The 19,431-nt window shown below is 38.4% G+C and carries 15 protein-coding genes; 6 read left to right on the top strand and 9 right to left on the bottom strand.

Annotated elements, in window-relative coordinates; genetic code table 11:
- Positions 1 to 5: 5 nt before the first annotated feature.
- Positions 6 to 1,223 carry a dihydrolipoamide acetyltransferase family protein gene (locus tag NSS70_RS16475; protein WP_339197226.1) on the top strand — a complete coding sequence of 406 codons (1,218 nt, stop codon included), beginning with the start codon at positions 6 to 8 and terminating at the stop codon, positions 1,221 to 1,223.
- 150 nt (positions 1,224 to 1,373) lie between these two features.
- Here NSS70_RS16475 and NSS70_RS16470 read toward each other — a convergent pair whose 3' ends face one another.
- The 6 genes from NSS70_RS16470 to NSS70_RS16445 form a co-directional block, all read right to left on the bottom strand.
- Positions 1,374 to 2,816, bottom strand: coding sequence for a sigma-54-dependent transcriptional regulator (locus tag NSS70_RS16470; protein WP_340881976.1), 1,443 nt, complete (start codon positions 2,814 to 2,816; stop codon positions 1,374 to 1,376).
- Between the two features lie 18 nt (positions 2,817 to 2,834).
- Positions 2,835 to 4,484, bottom strand: coding sequence for a GAF domain-containing sensor histidine kinase (locus tag NSS70_RS16465; RefSeq protein WP_063387228.1), 1,650 nt, complete (start codon positions 4,482 to 4,484; stop codon positions 2,835 to 2,837).
- A 2-nt stretch (positions 4,485 to 4,486) separates the two neighbouring features.
- Positions 4,487 to 5,635, bottom strand: coding sequence for an iron-containing alcohol dehydrogenase (locus NSS70_RS16460; protein ID WP_063387229.1), 1,149 nt, complete (start codon positions 5,633 to 5,635; stop codon positions 4,487 to 4,489).
- Positions 5,636 to 5,894: 259 nt separating this feature from the next.
- Entirely contained in the window at positions 5,895 to 7,382 is a 1,488-nt protein-coding gene (locus NSS70_RS16455) for an aldehyde dehydrogenase family protein (RefSeq protein WP_063387230.1), read from the bottom strand.
- 2 nt (positions 7,383 to 7,384) lie between these two features.
- On the bottom strand, positions 7,385 to 8,404 hold the full coding sequence (gene adhP / locus NSS70_RS16450; protein WP_063387231.1) for an alcohol dehydrogenase AdhP: 1,020 nt from the start codon (positions 8,402 to 8,404) through the stop codon (positions 7,385 to 7,387).
- Between the two features lie 302 nt (positions 8,405 to 8,706).
- The gene (locus NSS70_RS16445) at positions 8,707 to 10,356 is read right to left on the bottom strand and encodes a ribulokinase (protein WP_339197223.1); all 1,650 of its coding nucleotides are present in this window, start codon (positions 10,354 to 10,356) and stop codon (positions 8,707 to 8,709) included.
- A gap of 207 nt (positions 10,357 to 10,563) precedes the next feature.
- Here NSS70_RS16445 and NSS70_RS16440 point away from each other — a divergent pair, with 207 nt between their 5' ends.
- The 3 genes from NSS70_RS16440 (at position 10,564) to NSS70_RS16430 (ending at position 13,765) form a co-directional block, all read left to right on the top strand.
- Positions 10,564 to 11,652, top strand: coding sequence for an alcohol dehydrogenase catalytic domain-containing protein (locus NSS70_RS16440; RefSeq protein WP_339197220.1), 1,089 nt, complete (start codon positions 10,564 to 10,566; stop codon positions 11,650 to 11,652).
- A 19-nt stretch (positions 11,653 to 11,671) separates the two neighbouring features.
- Positions 11,672 to 12,910, top strand: a complete 1,239-nt coding sequence (locus NSS70_RS16435; RefSeq protein ID WP_339197217.1) for an MFS transporter — start codon at positions 11,672 to 11,674, stop codon at positions 12,908 to 12,910.
- A gap of 90 nt (positions 12,911 to 13,000) precedes the next feature.
- A complete protein-coding gene (locus NSS70_RS16430) occupies positions 13,001 to 13,765 on the top strand; it encodes a DeoR/GlpR family DNA-binding transcription regulator (protein WP_063387235.1) in 765 nt (254 codons plus the stop codon).
- A 163-nt stretch (positions 13,766 to 13,928) separates the two neighbouring features.
- Here NSS70_RS16430 and ssuE read toward each other — a convergent pair whose 3' ends face one another.
- From ssuE to NSS70_RS16415, 3 genes are all read right to left on the bottom strand, one after another.
- Positions 13,929 to 14,468 carry an NADPH-dependent FMN reductase gene (gene ssuE, locus NSS70_RS16425; protein WP_339197214.1) on the bottom strand — a complete coding sequence of 180 codons (540 nt, stop codon included), beginning with the start codon at positions 14,466 to 14,468 and terminating at the stop codon, positions 13,929 to 13,931.
- Positions 14,469 to 14,747: 279 nt separating this feature from the next.
- Positions 14,748 to 15,509, bottom strand: coding sequence for a class I SAM-dependent methyltransferase (locus NSS70_RS16420; protein WP_339197212.1), 762 nt, complete (start codon positions 15,507 to 15,509; stop codon positions 14,748 to 14,750).
- A gap of 76 nt (positions 15,510 to 15,585) precedes the next feature.
- Positions 15,586 to 15,894, bottom strand: a complete 309-nt coding sequence (locus NSS70_RS16415; RefSeq protein ID WP_339197210.1) for a hypothetical protein — start codon at positions 15,892 to 15,894, stop codon at positions 15,586 to 15,588.
- Positions 15,895 to 16,242: 348 nt separating this feature from the next.
- Between NSS70_RS16415 and NSS70_RS16410 the strand changes: the two genes are divergently transcribed.
- Both NSS70_RS16410 and trpB read left to right on the top strand, forming a co-directional pair.
- Positions 16,243 to 16,635, top strand: a complete 393-nt coding sequence (locus tag NSS70_RS16410; protein ID WP_063387239.1) for a VOC family protein — start codon at positions 16,243 to 16,245, stop codon at positions 16,633 to 16,635.
- 84 nt (positions 16,636 to 16,719) lie between these two features.
- Positions 16,720 to 17,883, top strand: a complete 1,164-nt coding sequence (gene trpB, locus NSS70_RS16405) for a tryptophan synthase subunit beta (protein ID WP_063387240.1) — start codon at positions 16,720 to 16,722, stop codon at positions 17,881 to 17,883.
- Positions 17,884 to 19,431 lie beyond the last annotated feature (1,548 nt).

Here is a 19,431-nt window from a genome sequence, read left to right as displayed (position 1 = left end):
GAAACATGACAGTTGAAATTATCATGCCAAAGCTGGGAATGAGCATGGAAGAAGGAACGGTAGTAGAGTGGTTAAAGAAAAAGGGCGATCCAGTAAAAAAAGGAGAACCAGTTGTGGTGATCAGCTCTGATAAGATTGAAAAGGATATCGAAGCACCGCAAGATGGCGTGTTATTAGAGATTGCTGCCGAGCAGGATGAAACAGTGGAAGTAGGAAAAGCCATTGGCTATATCGGTCAAGAAGGGGAGGTAATCAACAACATAACGAACGATGCTGCCCAAGAAGTGGCGACAACCATTTTGAAAGAAGAAAGCTTATCTTCTCAAACAACAATTCGCGTTTCACCTGCCGCCCGAAAACTAGCACGTGAAGCCGGGATTGATTTGAGCAGTATTTCGGGTTCAGGGCCAAAAGGAAGAATTACAAGAGCGGACGTTGAAAAAGCGATTCAATCGAAAAAAGCATCCCCCCATTTAGAACCTGAACAAGAAGTAGTAATCCCGACAAATAAGCCGGCGGAAGAGCAAGAAGATATTGCAGTAAAAACTGTCACTGGCATGCGTAAAGTGATTGCATCAAGGATGTTTACAAGTCTGCATCAGACAGCACAGCTGACGATTCATATGAAAGCCGATGTGACCTCTTTATTTGAGCTGCAAGAAAAGATTAAAAGCGAACTGCAAGATGAGCAGAATTTAAAATTGACTATTACTGACTTTGTAGCCAAGGCGGTCATTCTGTCGCTGCGAAATCAAAAGCAAATGAACAGTTTGTATGAAAATGGGCAGATTCAAACGTATGATTCAGTGCATTTAGGCATTGCAGTTGCATTGGAGAACGGGCTCGTTGTGCCGGTTTTGCGCCATGCCGACAAGCTTTCCTTAAGCGAAATTTCGAAAAATATCAAAGAACTAAGTAAGAAGGCAAGAGAAGGAAATGTAAGCAGCGAAGAAATGAGCGGCTCGACCTTTACGATCACCAGTTTAGGGGCTTACGGCGTTGAATTTTTCACCCCGATTTTGAATCCTCCGGAAGTGGGTATTCTCGGAGTAGGAACAGCTGCAGATACGGCAGTGTTTTCAGGAGATACCATTCAAAAGAGAAAAATTTTGCCGCTCAGCTTAACGTTTGACCATCAAGTAATTGATGGAGCTCCGGCAAGCCAATTTCTCGGGCTGGTGAAAAAATATTTAGAAAAACCGTATCAGCTTTTATGGCTGTGAGTTTTCTGCTTTCAAGTTTGCTTGATTTTTTCACAATCAAAGTAATGTGTTAATAAAACAAGCGGATCTTTCATGATCCGCTTGTTTTAGCTTACGGGCAGCATTTAATTCTCATTCACAATAATTTTTATTTATTAAGAAGTGCTTAATTTAAATTTTCCCTTTTTCATTAAGCAAATATCGTAGCTGCCGAGTTGTAATGTTTAGTGCTTCTGCTGTTTTTTTTCGATCTCCTGTATGTTTTTTTAGTGATTTGAGGACAAATGATCGGCCAATTTGTTTTTCTAATTCTTTAATGGAATCCAATACTTGTTCAAGGTCGATGTCATCTTGCTGCTTCCATAACGATAAAATATGTTTCGTCCAATTCGATAAATAAGCTTCTAAATCATCATGAACTGTGCTAGCTTTTGGAAATTTTGTTAGTTGGAAGCTGAAGCTGGTTTTTAATTTGTCGGGTAAATATTTTGGCGTAATTATGTTTGTCTCTCCATCTGCCAATGTTGCGGCTCTTTTGACAATGTTAAATAGCTCTCTTACATTTCCAGGCCAGTTATAGTTTTTCATTAGTTCAATGCTTTCATCAGAGAATGTTAGATGTGAAGCATTTATCTTTTTTAGAAAATAATCCAAAAACAGCGGGAGATCTTCTATTCTGTTTCGCAGAGGGGGAATTCTTAATTTCACTACGTCTAAACGATACAATAAATCTTCTCGAAACGTTTTTTCTTGGACAGCCTCGGCCAAATTTTTATTCGTGGCCGCAATGATCCGTGTATTCGTTTTACGGATCGATTCACCGCCTACTCTGAAATATTCCCCCGTCTCTAGTACTCTTAGCAGCTGTACTTGAATGGCCTGGCTTGCTTCACCAATTTCATCTAAAAACAGTGTACCGTTATTGGCTATTTCAAATATTCCTTTTTTCTGTTTAATGGCTCCAGTAAAAGCACCTTTTTCATGCCCGAATAATTCACTCTCCAATAACGTTTCGGAAACAGCTCCGCAATTTATTCGGACAAATGGTTGATCGTATCTTAAGCTCATGTTGTGAATAAAATGGGCAAGCACCTCTTTGCCTGTTCCTGTTTCTCCTTCAATTAATACATTTATGTTTTTCTTAGCAATTTTTTCCGCCAGCTTGACTAATTCATTCATCTTTTTATTGTTGCCGATAATAAATCCAATCGTATCGGCCAGTTTGTCGGTGTTTGCTGGTGAAGAAAATTTCTCGCTATTTAATAAATCTTCTAATGTTTTCTCTAATTGGCTTATATCATCGAACGGTTTTTCAATATAATCATTTGCACCATTCTTAATGGCCTCTACAGCCGTTTTCACTGTGCTGTATCCTGTCATAATGACAGCTTTACAGGAAGGATGAGTTGCTTTTAATTGCTTAAGCAAATGAAGACCATCTGTACCAGGCAGCTTTACATCAATTAGTGCTAAATCAAAGGAATGGAGCGAAATTAAGTTGGAAAAATCTTCAGCATTCAAACCTACCTTTACATCATATCCTTTTTCTTCTAAAAGATGTCGAAAAAAGTTTCCTACTTCACGTTCGTCGTCTATTACTAGTACCTTTTTCATTGCAAATCATCTCCCTTTCTATTCGTGTCTAACTGGGAGCTTTAAAATAAATTCACTGCCTTCTCCGTATTTACTGTTCACGACAATTGTACCGCCGTGTGTTTCAGCGATCCCTAAACTAACGGACAACCCTAGTCCAGTGCCTTTTCCTGGACTTTTCGTGGTAAAAAAAGGATTAAATATTTCCTGCAAATGCTGGTTTTGAATTCCGATTCCATTATCTGTTATGGACAGTGTGATCCATTTTTTGTTGTCTTCAATTATTTCTTTTGTTTCAATCTTGATGATCTTCTTCGGTATATTTTTTTCTTCCAAGGCATCCTTTGCATTAATTAACAAGTTTAAAATGATCTGTCCGATTTGCTGAATATTTCCTTTCACATGATCTATATGCTCAGCCAGTTCTTGTTGAATGATGATATTTTGTTGCTTAAACTGGTCGCTAAAAATTCCTAATACTTGTTCCACCGCTTCATTGATAGAGCATTCTTCGAACACATATTCATCTTGACGCGAAAAAGTAAGTAAATTTTGGATAATGGATTTACACCTTTTTCCACATAAATATATGTCTGATAAAAGTTTGTAGGAGCGGTCGTCCTGTTTGAATGATCTTAATAAAAGCTGAGAATTGCCAAGGATAGCTGTTAAAGGGCTGTTCAGTTCATGCGCGATTCCGGCTGCCATTTCTCCAATAGCCGCTAATTTTCCAGACTGAATTAGTTGAGCCTCCATCTTTCGTTTTTCTGTAATATCGATAATGTAGATGATATATGAATAAACCTCATGGCTCCTATTAAAGATCGGAAATGAGCGGAATTCAAAGACGTGATTTTTTAAATGAAACTCATCAATAATATTTTCTTTGACTGAGAGATATTTTTCCTGAGTAGCTTCCTTTTTATCGATTTCTAATAACTTGTGTATATTCTGTCCGATAAGATCGGTTTTAAAATATTCTTTTGCAGAATCATTCGATTTTAATATATTTCCTTCTAAATCTGTAATAAACATCATATCTGATACCGCACGAAACGTTTCTTCCCATTCTTTTTTGGCTGTTAAGACTTTATGATAAAGACGGACATTTTCGATGCAAACGGCAATTTGATCGGATAGCTGCTGAAAAAACGCAAGGTCCGATTCATCGAAATGATTGATTTTTTTGCTTCCAATGCTTAAAAGACCGATAGCCGCTTCTTTGCTTACGAGGGGAATGACTAAGGCGCTTTGAATACCTAATGATTGATACGCCTTTTTTTCAATGAAATAATGAAGATCATTATTCATTTGGTAAAAAATTTTTTGTGACGACTCAATTGCCTGCCAATATAAAGAATCTTTTTTTGGAAAAACAAATCCAATAGGAAAATATAAAGAATTGGGAGGATATACATTTGTTAGCGTCAGCTTATCATGTTCATATAAAGATAAACTGATTCGTTCAAGCGGAAAAAAAACTTTTAGCTTTTCAAATATATTTTTCAGCATTTCATCTATTGACATATCGATATTGAAGCTTCTATTTACCTCATTTATCACCTCTAGCTGCATGTTTTTCTTTTTGAGCTCTTCAACCATGATTTTCAATTCATTATAGTAGCTTTTTTTAGAAGATTGGACACCAGTCAGCTTGCTGATCATTTCTTCCCGATCTTTTAGCAACATTTCTACCAAGCCTTTCTGAAAAGTTCTTCAATAATTTCGACAGTGACATCCCTTGGATTTGTGATCATACATGCATCATTTAAAGCAGTTAAGCTCATTTGAGGAATTTCTTCTTTTTTTACATGAATTTCAGAAAGCCTTTGCGGAGCTCCAACATCTTGAATTAATTCCTTCACAAGGTCAATCGCCTTTTTGGCTGCTTCCATTTTCGATATGTCGCAATCATTTAATCCAAGGAGATACGCAATATCTGCAAATTTTTGAGGATTTGCTAAATAATTAAATTCCATGACATGAGGCAATAAAATAGAATTCACATCGCCGTGCAAAATAGGATATCTGCCACCAACTGCATGAGACATGGCATGAACAGCTCCTAAAATGGCATTGGAAAAGGCAATTCCAGCTTGTAAACTTGCCATTGCCATATTGGTTTTCGCCTCTTTATTTAATTTAGAGGCGACAGAAGGCCGTAAATATTTAGCGACAAGCGATATAGAATTTTTGGCATGAACATCAGTTAGCGGTGTTGCGGCCAAACTAATATACGATTCAATCCCATGTGTTAAAACGTCGATTCCTGTTGAAGCAGTTAAATGGGAACTTTTTGTCACGAGTGTTTCAGGGTCAATAATAGCAATATCAGGTATTAACGATTTTGAAATAATGGTCATCTTTTTCTGTTTTTCTGTATTTAAAATAATAGAAAATTGTGAAACCTCTGATCCCGAGCCGGCTGTAGTAGGGATCATGATTTGAGGCGGGAGGGGATGCTTAATTTTGTCGACGCCTTCATAATCATGAATGACTCCGCCATTTGTCGCTAACAGAGCAATAGCTTTGGCTGCATCAATAGCGCTGCCTCCGCCAATCCCGATCACCGAATCGCATCCATATTTAAGATATATATTTCGCCCTTTATCCACTTCTGTATCCTTTGGATTAACCGTAATATCAATGAATGTCTCGTATTTTAAACCGGCTTTGACGCAGCTATCAATGACTACATCCAGCCAGCCGGCCTCCGAAATACCGCGATCACTGACGATGAGCACATTGGATGCGCCCAAACGTAAACAGCAGTTGCCGACTTCAGAAATGGAACCGTTTCCGAATATTATCTCCGGCATGACAAATTTATGAATGTTCATTATGTCCCCCCTTTAACATTGACAGTTTTTCCATAAATACATAATTCCATATAAAAATAAAAAAATCCTTTTAATATGTAAAAGGTAAACAAAATATGTAAGTGGCAAGCAACAATTCATTGCTTACCACAACATACTGAAAGTAGCCGGCATCCGCCAGCTACTTTCAGACAAAAATACGAAATCAAGTAGAGAAAAACGATTTGTTTTTCTCTACTTGAATTATTTAGGGGCCTATCGAGCACTCCCCTATTTTGTATTAATTCTGGGCAATCCAGACGCTTTTCACTTCTGTATAGTTGTCTAATGCATAGGATCCCATTTCTCTTCCTATGCCGGATTCTTTATATCCACCGAACGGACTTGCAGCGTCAAAGACGTTGTAACAGTTTACCCAAACTGTTCCAGCACGGAGCTTGTTAGCAATGTAATGAGCTTTTGTAACATCGCGCGTCCAAACGCCTGCTGCTAATCCATAATTTGTATCGTTTGCACGTTCAATCAACTCATCTATATCTTCATATGGCAAAGCGGCGATTACCGGTCCGAATATTTCTTCTTTTGAAATGGTCATAGAATCTTCAACGTTGGCAAAAATAGTCGGCTCTACAAAATACCCTTGTTCGGAAGGTTTTTGCCCTCCTGTTAAAAGTTCAGCACCTTCTTCCAGCCCTTTTTCAATATATCCAAGGACTCGGTTTTGCTGCTCGGAAGAAACAAGCGGTCCCATTTCTGTATCTGCTTTTAGTCCAAATCCTTGTTTAATAGATTTTGCATGGGATACCATATCAGCCACAACATTGTCATACTGTTTCTTCTGAATGAAGACGCGGCTGCCTGCACAACAAACTTGTCCTTGGTTGAACATGACGCCATTTAAAGCACCCGGAATTGCTTTTGAAAAATCAGCATCAGGCAAAATGATGTTCGGTGATTTACCGCCTAGTTCTAACGTAACGCGTTTAAGAGATTTCGAAGCGTTTGCCATAATTAATTTTCCGACTTCAGTTGAACCTGTGAAGGCAATTTTATCAACTTGTGGATGTTTGACTAATGCATCACCTGCTGTTTCACCAAATCCGGGAACAATATTGACAACACCGGCAGGAAAACCGGCTTCTTCAATAAGTTCAGCTAAATATAAAGCTGAAAGAGGTGTTTGTTCAGCTGGCTTTAATACAACTGTACAACCGGTTGCAAGCGCGGCGCCAAGCTTCCACATTGCCATGAGCAATGGAAAGTTCCAAGGAATAATTTGCCCTACGACGCCAACTGGTTCATGACGTGTATAGTTAAAATACGGTCCATTGACTGGAATTGTTTGTCCGACAATTTTCGTAGACCATCCAGCATAATAACGCATGTGTTCAATTGCCAACGGTACGTCGGCATTGATTGTTTCACGAATTGGTTTCCCATTATCCAATGTTTCTAGCTGAGCCAGTTCTTCTTTATTTTCCTCCATTAAATCCGCCAGTTTATACATGAGCCTGCTTCTTTCTGCTGCGCTCATTCTTGACCACGGTCCACGGTCAAACGCTTCTCTGGCTGCCTTCACAGCGCGGTCGATATCTTCAGCATCTCCTTCATAAACTGTTGCCAATCTTTCTCCCGTTGCAGGGTTAGGAGTGTCAAATGTTTTTCCTGAAGCGCTTTCAACAAAGCTGCCGTTTATATACATTTTTTTCTTACCGGATAAAAACTTTTCAACTTTTTCTTTTAATTTAGGGGCTGCAATTGAGCTCATCATCAATCCTCCTTCAATTTTAGTACGATACGACCGTTGATTTTTCCTTTTTCCATTCTTTCAAATACTTCATTTATTTCTTCTAATTCAGCGGTTTCAACAATTGGACGGACTTTTCCGCGAGCAGCAAAATCTAATGCTTCCTGCATGTCCTTTCTTGTACCGACGATGGAACCTTTAACGGAAACGCCGTTTAATACTGTATCGAAGATCGGAATAGGCAGATCAGCATTTGGCAGACCGACAACAACTAATGTGCCTCCCCGTTTCACTGACTGATAGGCCTGTTCAAATGCTTTTTTATTCACCGCTACACTAATAGCAGCATGAACACCGCCTACTTGATCATGTATCGCTTTGACAGGATCTTCTTTTAAACCGTTGATTGCAATATCTGCACCTAAATCTTTGGCTAATTTTGATTTTTCATCACTGATATCAACAGCTACCACATTAAGTCCCATCGCTTTGGCGTATTGTAATGCAATATGACCAAGTCCTCCAATACCGTAAATGGCCACCCATTCACCTGGCCGAGCACCTGATACTTTCAACGCTTTATATGTCGTTACGCCTGCACATAAAATTGGAGCTACTTCAACTGGATCTAAGTTATCAGGAATTTTCGCCACATAATCTGCGGGAGCTTTACAGTATTCCGCATATCCGCCATCAACGGAATATCCGCCATTCAATTGATGCGGGCAAAGTGTTTCTTGACCAGTTAAACAATATTCACATTCACCACATGCAGAATATAACCATGGGATGCCGACGCGATCTCCCACTTTTATTGATTTAACTCCCTTTGCGACTTCTACAACAATTCCGACTCCTTCATGCCCCGGAATTAACGGCAATTTCGGTTTAACCGGCCAGTCACCATGGGCTGCATGTAAATCCGTATGGCACACACCGCATGCTTCGATCTTAACTAAAACTTCACCTTCCTCTAGTTTTGGTCTTTCCACCTCTTTGATTTCAAGTGCTTTTTTAAATTCGTTAACTACTGCTGCTTTCACTCAAAACAACCCCTTTCATTTTTTTTTTTTTCGACTTTATATCATGCAAGAACCGTACCAAAATTGAAAGCGCTTAATTTGCGGAATATTAGAAAAATACAAAATAGATTTTTGCCGAATTTTTGGCAGACTTGAACAAAATATTGGCAGAATTGTTGCGTGAAAAGAAAAAGCAGGTTGTTCCAATGGGAAACCTGCTAAAAATATAGTGTTCAGTTTTTGCTCAAGCATGAATGATCATATTGCTTTCGGCACTGACGATATGCTTCCATGCAGATATTTTTTGGGGCGACATGTTCGGATTAAAGAGATTTTAAATCCTTCATCCAACTTTTTTTCGTAATTCCGAAATAATTGTGTAATTGCTGATATATTTGAAATAATTTTTTATATTTTTCTACATGGCTGAGAATTGGTTTGTAAGTTTTCAAAATTGGCTGTTTCATCTTTTCAACAGCCTCTTCTACGCTATCATATCCTCCATTTTCCTTGCCAGCTGCAACAGAGCCAAGAATGGCAGCGCCAACTGCAGGGGTATAATCGCTGGCTGAAACAATAATCTCTTTATTTAAAACGTCTGCATATATTTGCATGAGTAAATCATTTTTTTGGGGCAAACCACCGCAAGCAAATATTTCATTAATTTTTAATCCTGCTTGTTCATAATTTGAAATAATCATTTTTGCGCCAAATGCTGTAGCTTCCATATATGCTCTATAGATATCCTCAGGTTTGGAAGCTAGGGTCAGTCCTACAATCATTCCTGAAAGATCTGCATCTGAAAGTATAGATCGGTTTCCATTATGCCAATCTAATGCAATGAGACCAGATTGACCAGGCTCTAGGTGAGATGCCTTTTTTTCCAGTAAATCAAATACTGAAATTCCTTGTTCTTTCGCTTCTTTCATCAATGATTCCGGAACTTGTTTTGCAAACCAGCCAAATAAATCGCCTACAGCGGATTGTCCGGCTTCGTATGCATATAATCTTGGGATAATAGAATTTTTTACTACTCCCGAAATACCCGGTATATGAATTTCTTTTTTGCTCAGCATAATATGGCAAGTGGACGTCCCCATTACCATTGTCAATTGATGCGGTTTGGATGAACCGACTCCTAATACTGCGGAATGAGCATCGATAATGGCAACGGCGACAGGCAGATTTTTCGGCAATCCTAAAAGACTTGACATTTCATCAGTGAGGACCCCAGCTTTTTCACCAATATATCCAATTTTACCTTTTAACTTTGAAGAAACAATGTTTTTAAATTCAGGATGGAGCTTTTCGAAAAATTGCACGGGAAAACCGCTGTTTTCATTCCAAAAAGCTTTGAAGCCTAACGAGCAATTGCTTCTGACAACTTTCCCTGTTAACTGTGAAACAATCCAATCTCCTGCTTCCAAAAATAAGCTAGCTTTTTCATACACTTCACGATCTTTGCAAAAAACTTCATAGCATTTTGGGATAAACCATTCTGTTGAAATGTTGTAGCCGTAATTTTTTAGCCAGCTTTCTTTATGTGAAGAAGCTAATTTGAACATTTCTTCTGTTTCTTTTTTCGGCCCATGATGCTTCCATAATTTTACCCACGCATGGGGATTGTTTTGAAATTCCTTGTGAAAACATAATGGTTTTCCTTTTTCATCTACTGCGACCATAGTAGATGAGGTGAAATCAATGCCAATACCAATAATTTGTGAAGAGCTGATATTTGCATCTTTTATAGCATGAGGAATTCCTTTCATAATGACTTCTAAATAGTCGCCCGGATGCTGAAGAGCATAATCTCTGGGTAATCTCGTCCCATCGTTCGTCGGAAGCATCTCTGTAATCACTCCATGCGCATATGGAATGACACATTGTCCTTTAATAGATCCATCGTCAATGTTTACTATTAAAACTCTCCCAGATTCAGTACCGAAATCAATTCCAATAGTATATTTTTCCATACCAACCACTCCATGAAAATGCTTTCATTGTACTGATTATATTAAACTAATAAAATAAAATTTACAAGCATAAAATTAATATAATCGAGCAAAAATAAACATATTTTTGTTCATTTATATTGACAATTTAAACAGTATCGGATTATATTCATTATAAACAATCAAAAATAAGCAAGAAAGAACATAAATGAACATGGAGGATTAAGGATGACAGATGTGATTTATTCAAAGGCTTATAGGTTAATAGAGCCTGGAAAATTTAAAGAAACAGTTATTGAACATAAAGTAAAGGAAGGTGAAGTTGTCGTCCAGCCTATTTTAGCCAGTATTTGTCATGCAGACTTAAGATACTATACCGGCAAAAGAAGAAAAGAAGCTCTTAACCAAAAGCTTCCGATGGCATTATTTCATGAAGGGATTGGAGAAGTAGTCATTTCAAAAGATGAGTTTATACAAGTTGGACAAAAGGTTGCAATTGTGCCAAGCATCCCTGGTTACAGACTAGAGCAAAAGAAAAAAGAAGATTGTTGTGAATCCTGCAGGAGAAATGTCGCAGATAACTATTGTAAAACTGGAGTGTTTTTAGGAAGCGGATATGACGGCATTGGTCAGGAGTTTTTAGTATTGCCAAGCGAAAATGTTGTACCAATTCCAGAAAAGCTGAAAGATGAGATTGCTGTATTAGCAGAGTTATGCTCAGTTTCACTGCATGCACTGAATCATTTGAAAGAAGAAGATTTTCATAAAGGGAAAATTGCTGTGTTCGGCGATGGACCAGTAGGATATTTAACAGCCGCAATGCTATATCATTATTTTCATATTCCTAAAAGCCAGCTATTAGTGTTTGGAGCAGTGGAAGAAAAACTGAATCAGTTTGATTTTGCCACTGTACACTTAGTTAACGATTTTCCTTTTTTAGAAGCTAAAGGGGTGACAGTTGCAATTGAATGCACAGGTGGCAAGTTTAGCGAAAGCGCTATCAACCAAGCGATTGATTTATTGGAGCCTGAAGGCAAATTGATTTTAATGGGGGTGACAGAGCAGCGTGTACCAATTAATACAAGAGATGTATTAGAAAAAGGGTTGCAGCTTTACGGAAGTTCCAGAAGTTCAAGTGAAGATTTTAAAACTTTGATGCAAGCATTTCTAAATGAAGATTATCAGAAAACTCTCTCTAAGTTGATACCGGAAAAAAGCATAGCAATCCGAAACGCAGAAGATTTAAAAAAGGCAATGGATGAAGCTGCTGAACATAAAGGGTGGAAAAAAACATATTTATCTTTTTCATGGAACTAAATAAAAGGGGTGTAAAATAATGACACAAGTAACTGGAGTGAAATGGACTGAAAAATTAGGTATACCTTCTTCGATTGCATGGGGTTATTTAGGGATTTTAATTTTCATGATGGGAGATGGACTGGAAATTGGCTGGCTAAGTCCTTGGTTAATTGATCAAGGATTTACAGTTCAGCAAACTAGCCTATTGTTTTCGGCTTATGGGGTGACAGTCGCTGTTTCTTCGTGGCTGTCCGGAGTATTAGTTGAAGCGCTTGGTACAAAAAGAACGATGTGGCTAGGGGTGTTATTTTATATACTGGGAACAATTGGATTTTTAAGTTTTGGGCTGCCGAATTTTAATATTTGGTGGATGGTTCCGTTTTATGCATTAAGGGGCTTGGGATACCCGCTGTTTGCATACTCTTTCCTAGTATGGATTGCTTACCGTGCCGATCAGGAGCGTCTCGGAACAGCAGTCGGCTGGTTTTGGTTTGTATTTACAGGAGGTTTAAATGTTTTAGGGGCTTATTATTCCGTAGTTGCAATCAAATTATTTGGGCACTATACTACGTTGTGGTCATCAATCTTTTGGGTCGTATTAGGGGCGATAATCGCATTAATAATTAATAAAGACAAATTAGAACCAAAACAAGGAAGTTCTGCAAAAGAAAAATTATATGAGCTAATAAAAGGTGTCACAATTGTCAAGGAAGAGCCGAAAGTATTATTAGGCGGCATTGTTCGTGTCATTAATACTACTGCGCAGTTTGCATTTCCTGTTTTTTTGCCTACTTATCTTGCTGGACACGGAATTCCAACATCTACATGGTTGGCTATTTGGGGGACAATTTTTACAAGCAATATTTTATTTAATCTATTTTTTGGATATATAGGGGATAAAATTGGCTGGCGCAATACCATCATGTATTTTGGCGGTATTGGCTGCGGAGTTACTACTTTAGCTATATATTATTTTCCAGAGTGGTTTAATGGTAATATTTGGATTGTTGGCTTAGTAGCCATTTTATGGGGCGGATTGTTAGCGGGATATGTTCCGTTGTCTGCTTTAGTACCTTCGTTGGTGAAAGAGGACAAAGGAGCTGCAATGTCTGTTCTAAATTTAGGCGCTGGCTTGCCTGTTTTTGTTGGTCCTGCTATCGTTGGCCTGTTAATTGGTTCAATAGGAAATGCAGGAGTTATTTGGGTGCTGGCAATACTTTATTTTGTAAGCGCTCTATTAACCAAATTTATTACATTGCCTGAAGAAACGAAATAACAAGAGCTGAAAAAACATAGTCGATTGAATTCCTAATGAAAAGAGAATAATATAAGAATAGAAAAATTTAAATTGTTAGGAAGTTCGACTATGTTAGCTCTTGAAAGGCAAAAAAAAATAGTAGAATACGTAAAGGAAAAGAAAATTGCTACTGTGGCTGAATTGGCTGTATATTTTAATGTTCATGAGGCAACGATTCGAAGAGATTTGTCGCTATTAGAATCAGAGGGGAAATTGAGAAGAACCCATGGCGGCGTTGTCATTGAGGAAGATAAAGTAAAATCGGAGCCGTCTTTTCAGGATCGGGAAACCGTTCAGTTCGAGGAAAAACGAAGAATTGGCATGCGTGCTGCACAGTTTATACAAGATGGCGAAAATATTATACTAGACTCAGGAACAACGACCGTTCATATTGCTGAAGCGATATTAGATAGAAAAAACATAACAGTAATTACAAACGATATAAATGTTGCGGCAAAGTTGCGTTTTTCAAATGGGATTAAAGTTATTGTAACAGGTGGCACGCTATATCCGGAAAGCTATATGTTAAATGGACTCATTGCTGATGAAGTGTTAGGTAATCTCCATGTGGACAAAGCATTCATCGGAACGCCAGCCCTTCATCACAAATTTGGCCTTACTCATTTTGATGAACAGATTGCTGCAACGAAGCGTTCTATGATAAAAGCTGCGAAGAGCGTCTATGTTGTAACGGATCATACGAAAGTAGGAAGGATTGCTTTGCATACTGTTGCCAGTCCAAATCAAATTGATGCAGTTATTATAGGCTCTGAATTAAGTGAGATTGAAATCAAAAAATGGGAAAATAGTGGCGTTAATCTTCATCTTGTATAAAGAAAAATTCAATATTTTACTCAAAATGCTTTCATTTTTTATTAACAATAATAATGAAAAAAGCAGATTGCACCGTACGGGCAGTCTGCTTTTAATTTACTAGCGGCAATTTTGCGAAATCAAGTACGAACAAAAAAACCTTTGAGTTTTGATTAGGAGCTGATCATGCTTTTTGTCCATTTAAAGCATTCGCAAATTCCTCTACTGCTGCGTCCAATCTTTGCACCAGCTCTTCAGACAAGCTGTATTGTTCATTTTCTTCTCTGGTTACCCAGGCATCAACGGCATAAACGCCTCCTAGAATATATCTGCTTCCCATTGTGGATAACACTGGTTTTAGCGCATAATCTATAGATAGAAGGTGAGCCAATGTGCCACCAATAAACAACGGAAGTATTGTTTTACCCAAAAGCCCTTTTTGCGGAAGTAGGTCAAGGTATGTTTTCAATACGCCTGTATAAGCTGCTTTATACACTGGGCTTGCGATGATAATTCCGTCAGCTTGTTCTACTTTTTGGTTGGCGTTCAGAATCGCCTCGCTGTCGAATTTTGCTTTGATTAAATCTTCCGCAGGCAGCTGTACTACTTGAATGTAATCAATCTCAATTCCTTTTTGCTGCAATTGCTGTTCAGCATATTGGATTAATCCATTTAATCTTGATGATGGAAACGGACTTCCATTGATAATTACAACTTTGCTCATTTACTACTATGCTCCTTTCTACGATTCTAAAAAAACATATAAATCTTATTGAAATAGTTCGCTTTATGCTATCATCATTTTTATATTCTGTCAATATATGGAGGCTCTTAGCTGTTATTCTAATAGCCTTCAATTTGAGCATAAATCAAGAGAAAATAAGAAGCAACTTTAAGCTCTTGGAGATTTAGCTTTTTCCAAAATTTTTTTGAGAAAGTTACATATTGTTCACTTTCTTTTAGATTCAACAATTCGCGAAGATATGAGACGCCTCTTTACGTGCTATTCTTTAATCCCGATGACGCGAATTCGCTTATAATCGGCAAACCAGATGCCATTTTTATATATGACGTTTTTCAAGTTGTTTTCCACGTTTGTGAAGATAAGATTTTTTGTTTCGTTTGTCAAACTGTTAAACAGGCTGCCAGCGAACATCTCTATCCAATTTTTTACCCCATTTTCCCCATGTAATGGCGTTGGGCGGTCAAAATGCTGGGCGAACACGACACGGAACCCCACTTCTTCCATCAACGATGAATATTCACCAATGCTCGGGAAATACCAAGGAAATTGGTCTGCTAATTCCTCCATGCCCAATTTATTGAATTCATTTCGGATGGCATCGGTAATCGTTTTGACATTGCCTTTGCCGCCGAATTCCGCTACAAAACGGCCGTTCTCCTTTAAGGCCTGGTATATATTGATTAACGCCTGTTTTGGCGGCTTGATCCAGTGAAGAACTGCATTGGAGAAAACGGCATCAAACTCGTTGCGGTATCCAAGATTTAGAACATCCTTCACCTCAAAGCTTAAACCGGGGTATTTTGCTTTAGCCTGATTAATCATATTTTCTGATTTATCAATTCCGACGACGTCAACTCCTAATTCGTAAAGCTTCCAGGCTAAATCTCCCGTACCGCAGCCGAGGTCAAGAATACGTTCACCTTTTTTTGGCTCCAACAGATCAAGCAAATGCTCTCCAAATTTGGAAACAAATGAATGTTTTGCATCATACAAAGCTGCATTCCAACTGTCTTTTTTCATGTGATAGGATCCCTTCTTTCATTTGTAGTAAAAATATGGGAGAATTTTGCAAAATGCATTTCAATGGAACATTCGCTTATTTTTGGCCATTTCTAAACGGTTCCAGTACTTCATCCACCCATTGACGAAATTTTTCATACGCTTCCTCATTTGTTTGAACATTTTCTATAAATCCACCTTTAAATTTATCATAATAATGCTCTTTATTTGCAAATAATTGTTGAAATTCTTCCTCTTTTAAATCGTCAAAAAATAAATCCATTGTGCCATCAGTTCTTTCCCAGGCAATTCCTTCGATAAAAGGGGAAAATTCATCTTTAAAGTTGTCTACATGTAAATGATTCCCGGTGTAATTTTTCGAATGAAAGTAGTCATTCTTCTTCATGAATGTGTCCTCCAAATTGATTTTTACATAATTTGAATTTTTTGCTAAGTATCTCGTTAAGAAAGATTACACAATATAACAAGATGTTTCTTGTTTACCAATTTGAAAACTATTTTCGGAGCAGGTAACCTGCATCACGCTGCGCTTTTTAACTTCATTTTATATTTTAGAATATTTCAATTGTTTCTAGTAATGCTCTATTTCATAAAGATTTTAGTTTGGACAAAAGAAAAAGCTTTGAATCATTTAACCCGTTTATTTTTATATAAAACAAGGTGTCATTCCCTTATGATAAAATGGACGAGAAGAATGTTTATCCCTACAATCTGGCAAAGGCGGGTAAAAAAGATGAAAAAAATAATCCCTCATATTTATTTGCATAACTGTAAGGAAGCGTTGCAATATTATCAGCAAGTATTTGGAGGAGAACTCAAAAATGTAGAGACATCCGATGGAAAAGAAATGTTTAAAGGCCACGAAGGAAAATATATTCATGCCGAGCTGCATATTAACGAATCATGTGTACTTTATTTTGCCGATGTTTTCTCACCGGTGACGAAGGGGAACAATATATGGCTGACATTGGATTTGGAGTCAGAAGATGAAATAAATTCAATTTTTACAACATTAGCGAAAGACGGACAGGTCAAAATGGAATTGCAAGATACTTTTTGGAATTCAAAATATGGTGTGGTAATCGATAAATTCGGTGTAGTTTGGGAGCTAAACTATGCAAAATAATAAGCGGCAGAAATTCTAAAAATAAGTGTTTGATTTGAACATGTTTTGCTATAATTGAATAAAAGCTTAGAGGAGATGAGTAAGATGAGTCAGCAAACAGTTGAGAAGGGTTATTTTGGCCAATTTGGAGGAAGCTTTGTTCCAAAGGATTTGCAAAGAGCATTGGACATACTGGAAGAGAATTTCGAAAAATTTAAAAACGATTCAACGTTTAATGAAGAATTGGCATATTATTTAAGAGAATATGTTGGTAGAGAAAATCCGCTGACATATGCGAAAAATTTCACAGAAGCGCTCGGGGGCGCGAAAGTTTATTTAAAACGTGAAGATTTAAATCATACCGGAGCACATAAAATCAATAATGCAATTGGACAGATCTTGCTTGCCAAACGGATGGGGGCTACTAGAATCATTGCAGAAACGGGTGCTGGACAGCACGGTGTTGCAACAGCAACCGCGTGTGCGATGTTTGGAATGGAATGCACCATCTATATGGGCAAGCTCGATACAGAGCGGCAGGCATTAAATGTGTTTCGGATGGAGCTGCTTGGTGCAAAGGTAGTACCGGTTGAAAAAGGACAAGGACGTTTGAAGGATGCGGTGGATGCAGCTTTAGCTGATTATGTGGAAAATTACCAAAACACGTTTTACTTGCTTGGATCTGCTGTCGGCCCGCATCCGTATCCAACAATTGTCAAGCATTTTCAATCGGTTATTAGTGAAGAGTCGAAAAAGCAGATTCTTGAAAAAGAAGGGAAGCTTCCAACAGCAGTGATTGCTTGTGCAGGAGGAGGAAGCAATGCAATCGGAGCTTTTGCGCATTATCTGGACGAACCAAACGTAAGATTAATAGGAGTGGAGCCGGAAGAGGCACCAACGCTTACGAAAGGTGTTCCAGCTGTTATTCACGGATTTAAATGCTTAACTTTGCTTGACGAAAATAATGATCCAATGCCGACTTACTCTATTGCAGCAGGGCTTGATTATCCTGGAATTGGTCCAGAGCACAGCTATTTGAAGGAAACCGGACGGGCAGAATATGTTACGGTGTCTGGAAAAGAGGCTTTGGAAGCTTTTCAGCAATTATCTAAGTTGGAAGGAATCATCCCTGCCCTTGAAAGTTCACATGCTGTAGCATATGCGATGAAACTTGCCCCGCAGCTAAGCAAGGAGGATATTGTGATCGTTAATCTCTCTGGCAGAGGAGATAAGGATGTCGAGCAAGTGTTTGAAATGTTGAAAAAATAAGGTGAAAATCGGCGTTTTTGAACGTCGATTTTTTACTTGTGCGCCCGGCATGGGTGTAATCTATAGGGTGAAAGTCCCGAGCTGCGAAGGCAGAAGTAGCAGTTAGCTTAACGCAAGGGTGTCCGTGGTGACGCGGAATCTGAAGGAAGCGAGCGGCAAACTTTAAGGTCTCTCGGAACACGAACTTCATATGAGGCTAGGTATCACTGGGTGAGTTTGCAAGACAAAACAAAGCCCTTTTTGCCGAAGGTGATACAGAGTAAATGAAGCAGATGGATGGAAGGAAAGATTACACTCTTACCCGGGGAGGTCTGGTGGATATGTGAAGTACGCTTCATAACCTACTTAGTGATAAGTAGCTGAACCGTCAGAAGTCAGCAGAGGTCATAGTATTAGTTGGTCTAGAACAACTAAGAAGGACCGAACAATTAAGAGAGAATAGCCCTTGGCATTCAGTGAGTCATGATGAACACAGAAAACGTAGTACCTCACTTGAGGGAGGAAGCGGTGAATCCCGTGGGAGACCTCTTGGAGGGTGGAGTGACCACTGGCATAAAGAGAACAGCTATTCACGGAAGTTATGAAAACTTGCGTCAATTATCTTAATTGAACCGCCGTATACGGAACCGTACGTACGGTGGTGTGAGAGGACGGGAGTTAATCGCTCCCTCCTACTCGATTCTTTTAACGATTCATCAGCTGAATTTTTAGAAGAGCAAGTTGTTTATAGTAATATAAAAAAGGCAGATTTTTGATCCACCGGATAAGTGTATATTTATCTTTGAAAAAATTCTTGACAGCTCTGAAATGGGCAAGGTATGGGAGCTGTAGTCACGAAAGTGCTATAGAAAGTTAAAAGATATGGGATAAGTGCGCTCATCACATTTTTTCAATGAATCAAAATGGTGTAGTTTTTGAGGTATAGTTATCATTTGGTCTTAACTTTACTCTGATTTTATAGGAATCTTCTCAGCTCTTAGTATTTTATGTTGGTTGATAAATTTAGTTTGCGAAGGAATGACTGAGGGGTTCAATCTAACTGTTATCTAAGCTTGCCATGATTTCGGAGTTTACATTTAAACGCCGGACATTTACCACCAGCTTTGTAAATATATGAACGAAATAAGAAAAACTTGTTGATTTAATGCTTTTTTCAGTGGTATAGGGTGTTAAATGGACAGCTTGGTATCTATTTTGTTCACAATTTCGACAAAAACATAAAAAAATGTCGTTTTTTTTACATTTTTCCGTTGCACCGTCATTTTCGCTTTGCTATAATAAAACCCGTCATTGCATTACGGCTACCACGAGCGATGCTTCGATGAATAAGCATCGAGTTGCCTCGACGCATCTCCTTCTTCGAATAAGCTGGAAGAGGAAGAGGCATGGCAAGTGCGTGTTTTTCGTCTTGATAGAAAAGAAATAATGTATGCGGGTGTAGTTTAGTGGTAAAACCTCAGCCACGAGCGATGCTTCGATGAATAAGCATCGAGTTGCCTCGACGCATCTCCTTCTTCGAATAAGCTGGAAGAGGAAGAGGCATGGCAA

This window comes from Aeribacillus sp. FSL K6-2848 (assembly GCF_038004325.1).
GTDB classification, from domain to species: domain Bacteria; phylum Bacillota; class Bacilli; order Bacillales; family Aeribacillaceae; genus Aeribacillus; species Aeribacillus composti.
Note: the sequence above shows the minus strand (reverse complement) of the source record. Positions and strands in the feature narration are given on the sequence as shown.

Bases quoted from the DNA above. Each gene is read 5' to 3' on its own strand.
- NSS70_RS16475 (WP_339197226.1), top strand. From the start codon at position 6: ATGACAGTTGAAATTATCATGCCAAAGCTGGGAATGAGCATGGAAGAA.
- NSS70_RS16470 (WP_340881976.1), bottom strand. From the start codon at position 2,816: ATGAAAAAGGTACTAGTAATAGACGACGAACGTGAAGTAGGAAACTTT.
- NSS70_RS16465 (WP_063387228.1), bottom strand. From the start codon at position 4,484: ATGTTGCTAAAAGATCGGGAAGAAATGATCAGCAAGCTGACTGGTGTC.
- NSS70_RS16460 (WP_063387229.1), bottom strand. From the start codon at position 5,635: ATGAACATTCATAAATTTGTCATGCCGGAGATAATATTCGGAAACGGT.
- NSS70_RS16455 (WP_063387230.1), bottom strand. From the start codon at position 7,382: ATGAGCTCAATTGCAGCCCCTAAATTAAAAGAAAAAGTTGAAAAGTTT.
- NSS70_RS16445 (WP_339197223.1), bottom strand. From the start codon at position 10,356: ATGGAAAAATATACTATTGGAATTGATTTCGGTACTGAATCTGGGAGA.
- NSS70_RS16440 (WP_339197220.1), top strand. From the start codon at position 10,564: ATGACAGATGTGATTTATTCAAAGGCTTATAGGTTAATAGAGCCTGGA.
- NSS70_RS16435 (WP_339197217.1), top strand. From the start codon at position 11,672: ATGACACAAGTAACTGGAGTGAAATGGACTGAAAAATTAGGTATACCT.
- NSS70_RS16430 (WP_063387235.1), top strand. From the start codon at position 13,001: ATGTTAGCTCTTGAAAGGCAAAAAAAAATAGTAGAATACGTAAAGGAA.
- ssuE (WP_339197214.1), bottom strand. From the start codon at position 14,468: ATGAGCAAAGTTGTAATTATCAATGGAAGTCCGTTTCCATCATCAAGA.
- NSS70_RS16420 (WP_339197212.1), bottom strand. From the start codon at position 15,509: ATGAAAAAAGACAGTTGGAATGCAGCTTTGTATGATGCAAAACATTCA.
- NSS70_RS16415 (WP_339197210.1), bottom strand. From the start codon at position 15,894: ATGAAGAAGAATGACTACTTTCATTCGAAAAATTACACCGGGAATCAT.
- NSS70_RS16410 (WP_063387239.1), top strand. From the start codon at position 16,243: ATGAAAAAAATAATCCCTCATATTTATTTGCATAACTGTAAGGAAGCG.
- trpB (WP_063387240.1), top strand. From the start codon at position 16,720: ATGAGTCAGCAAACAGTTGAGAAGGGTTATTTTGGCCAATTTGGAGGA.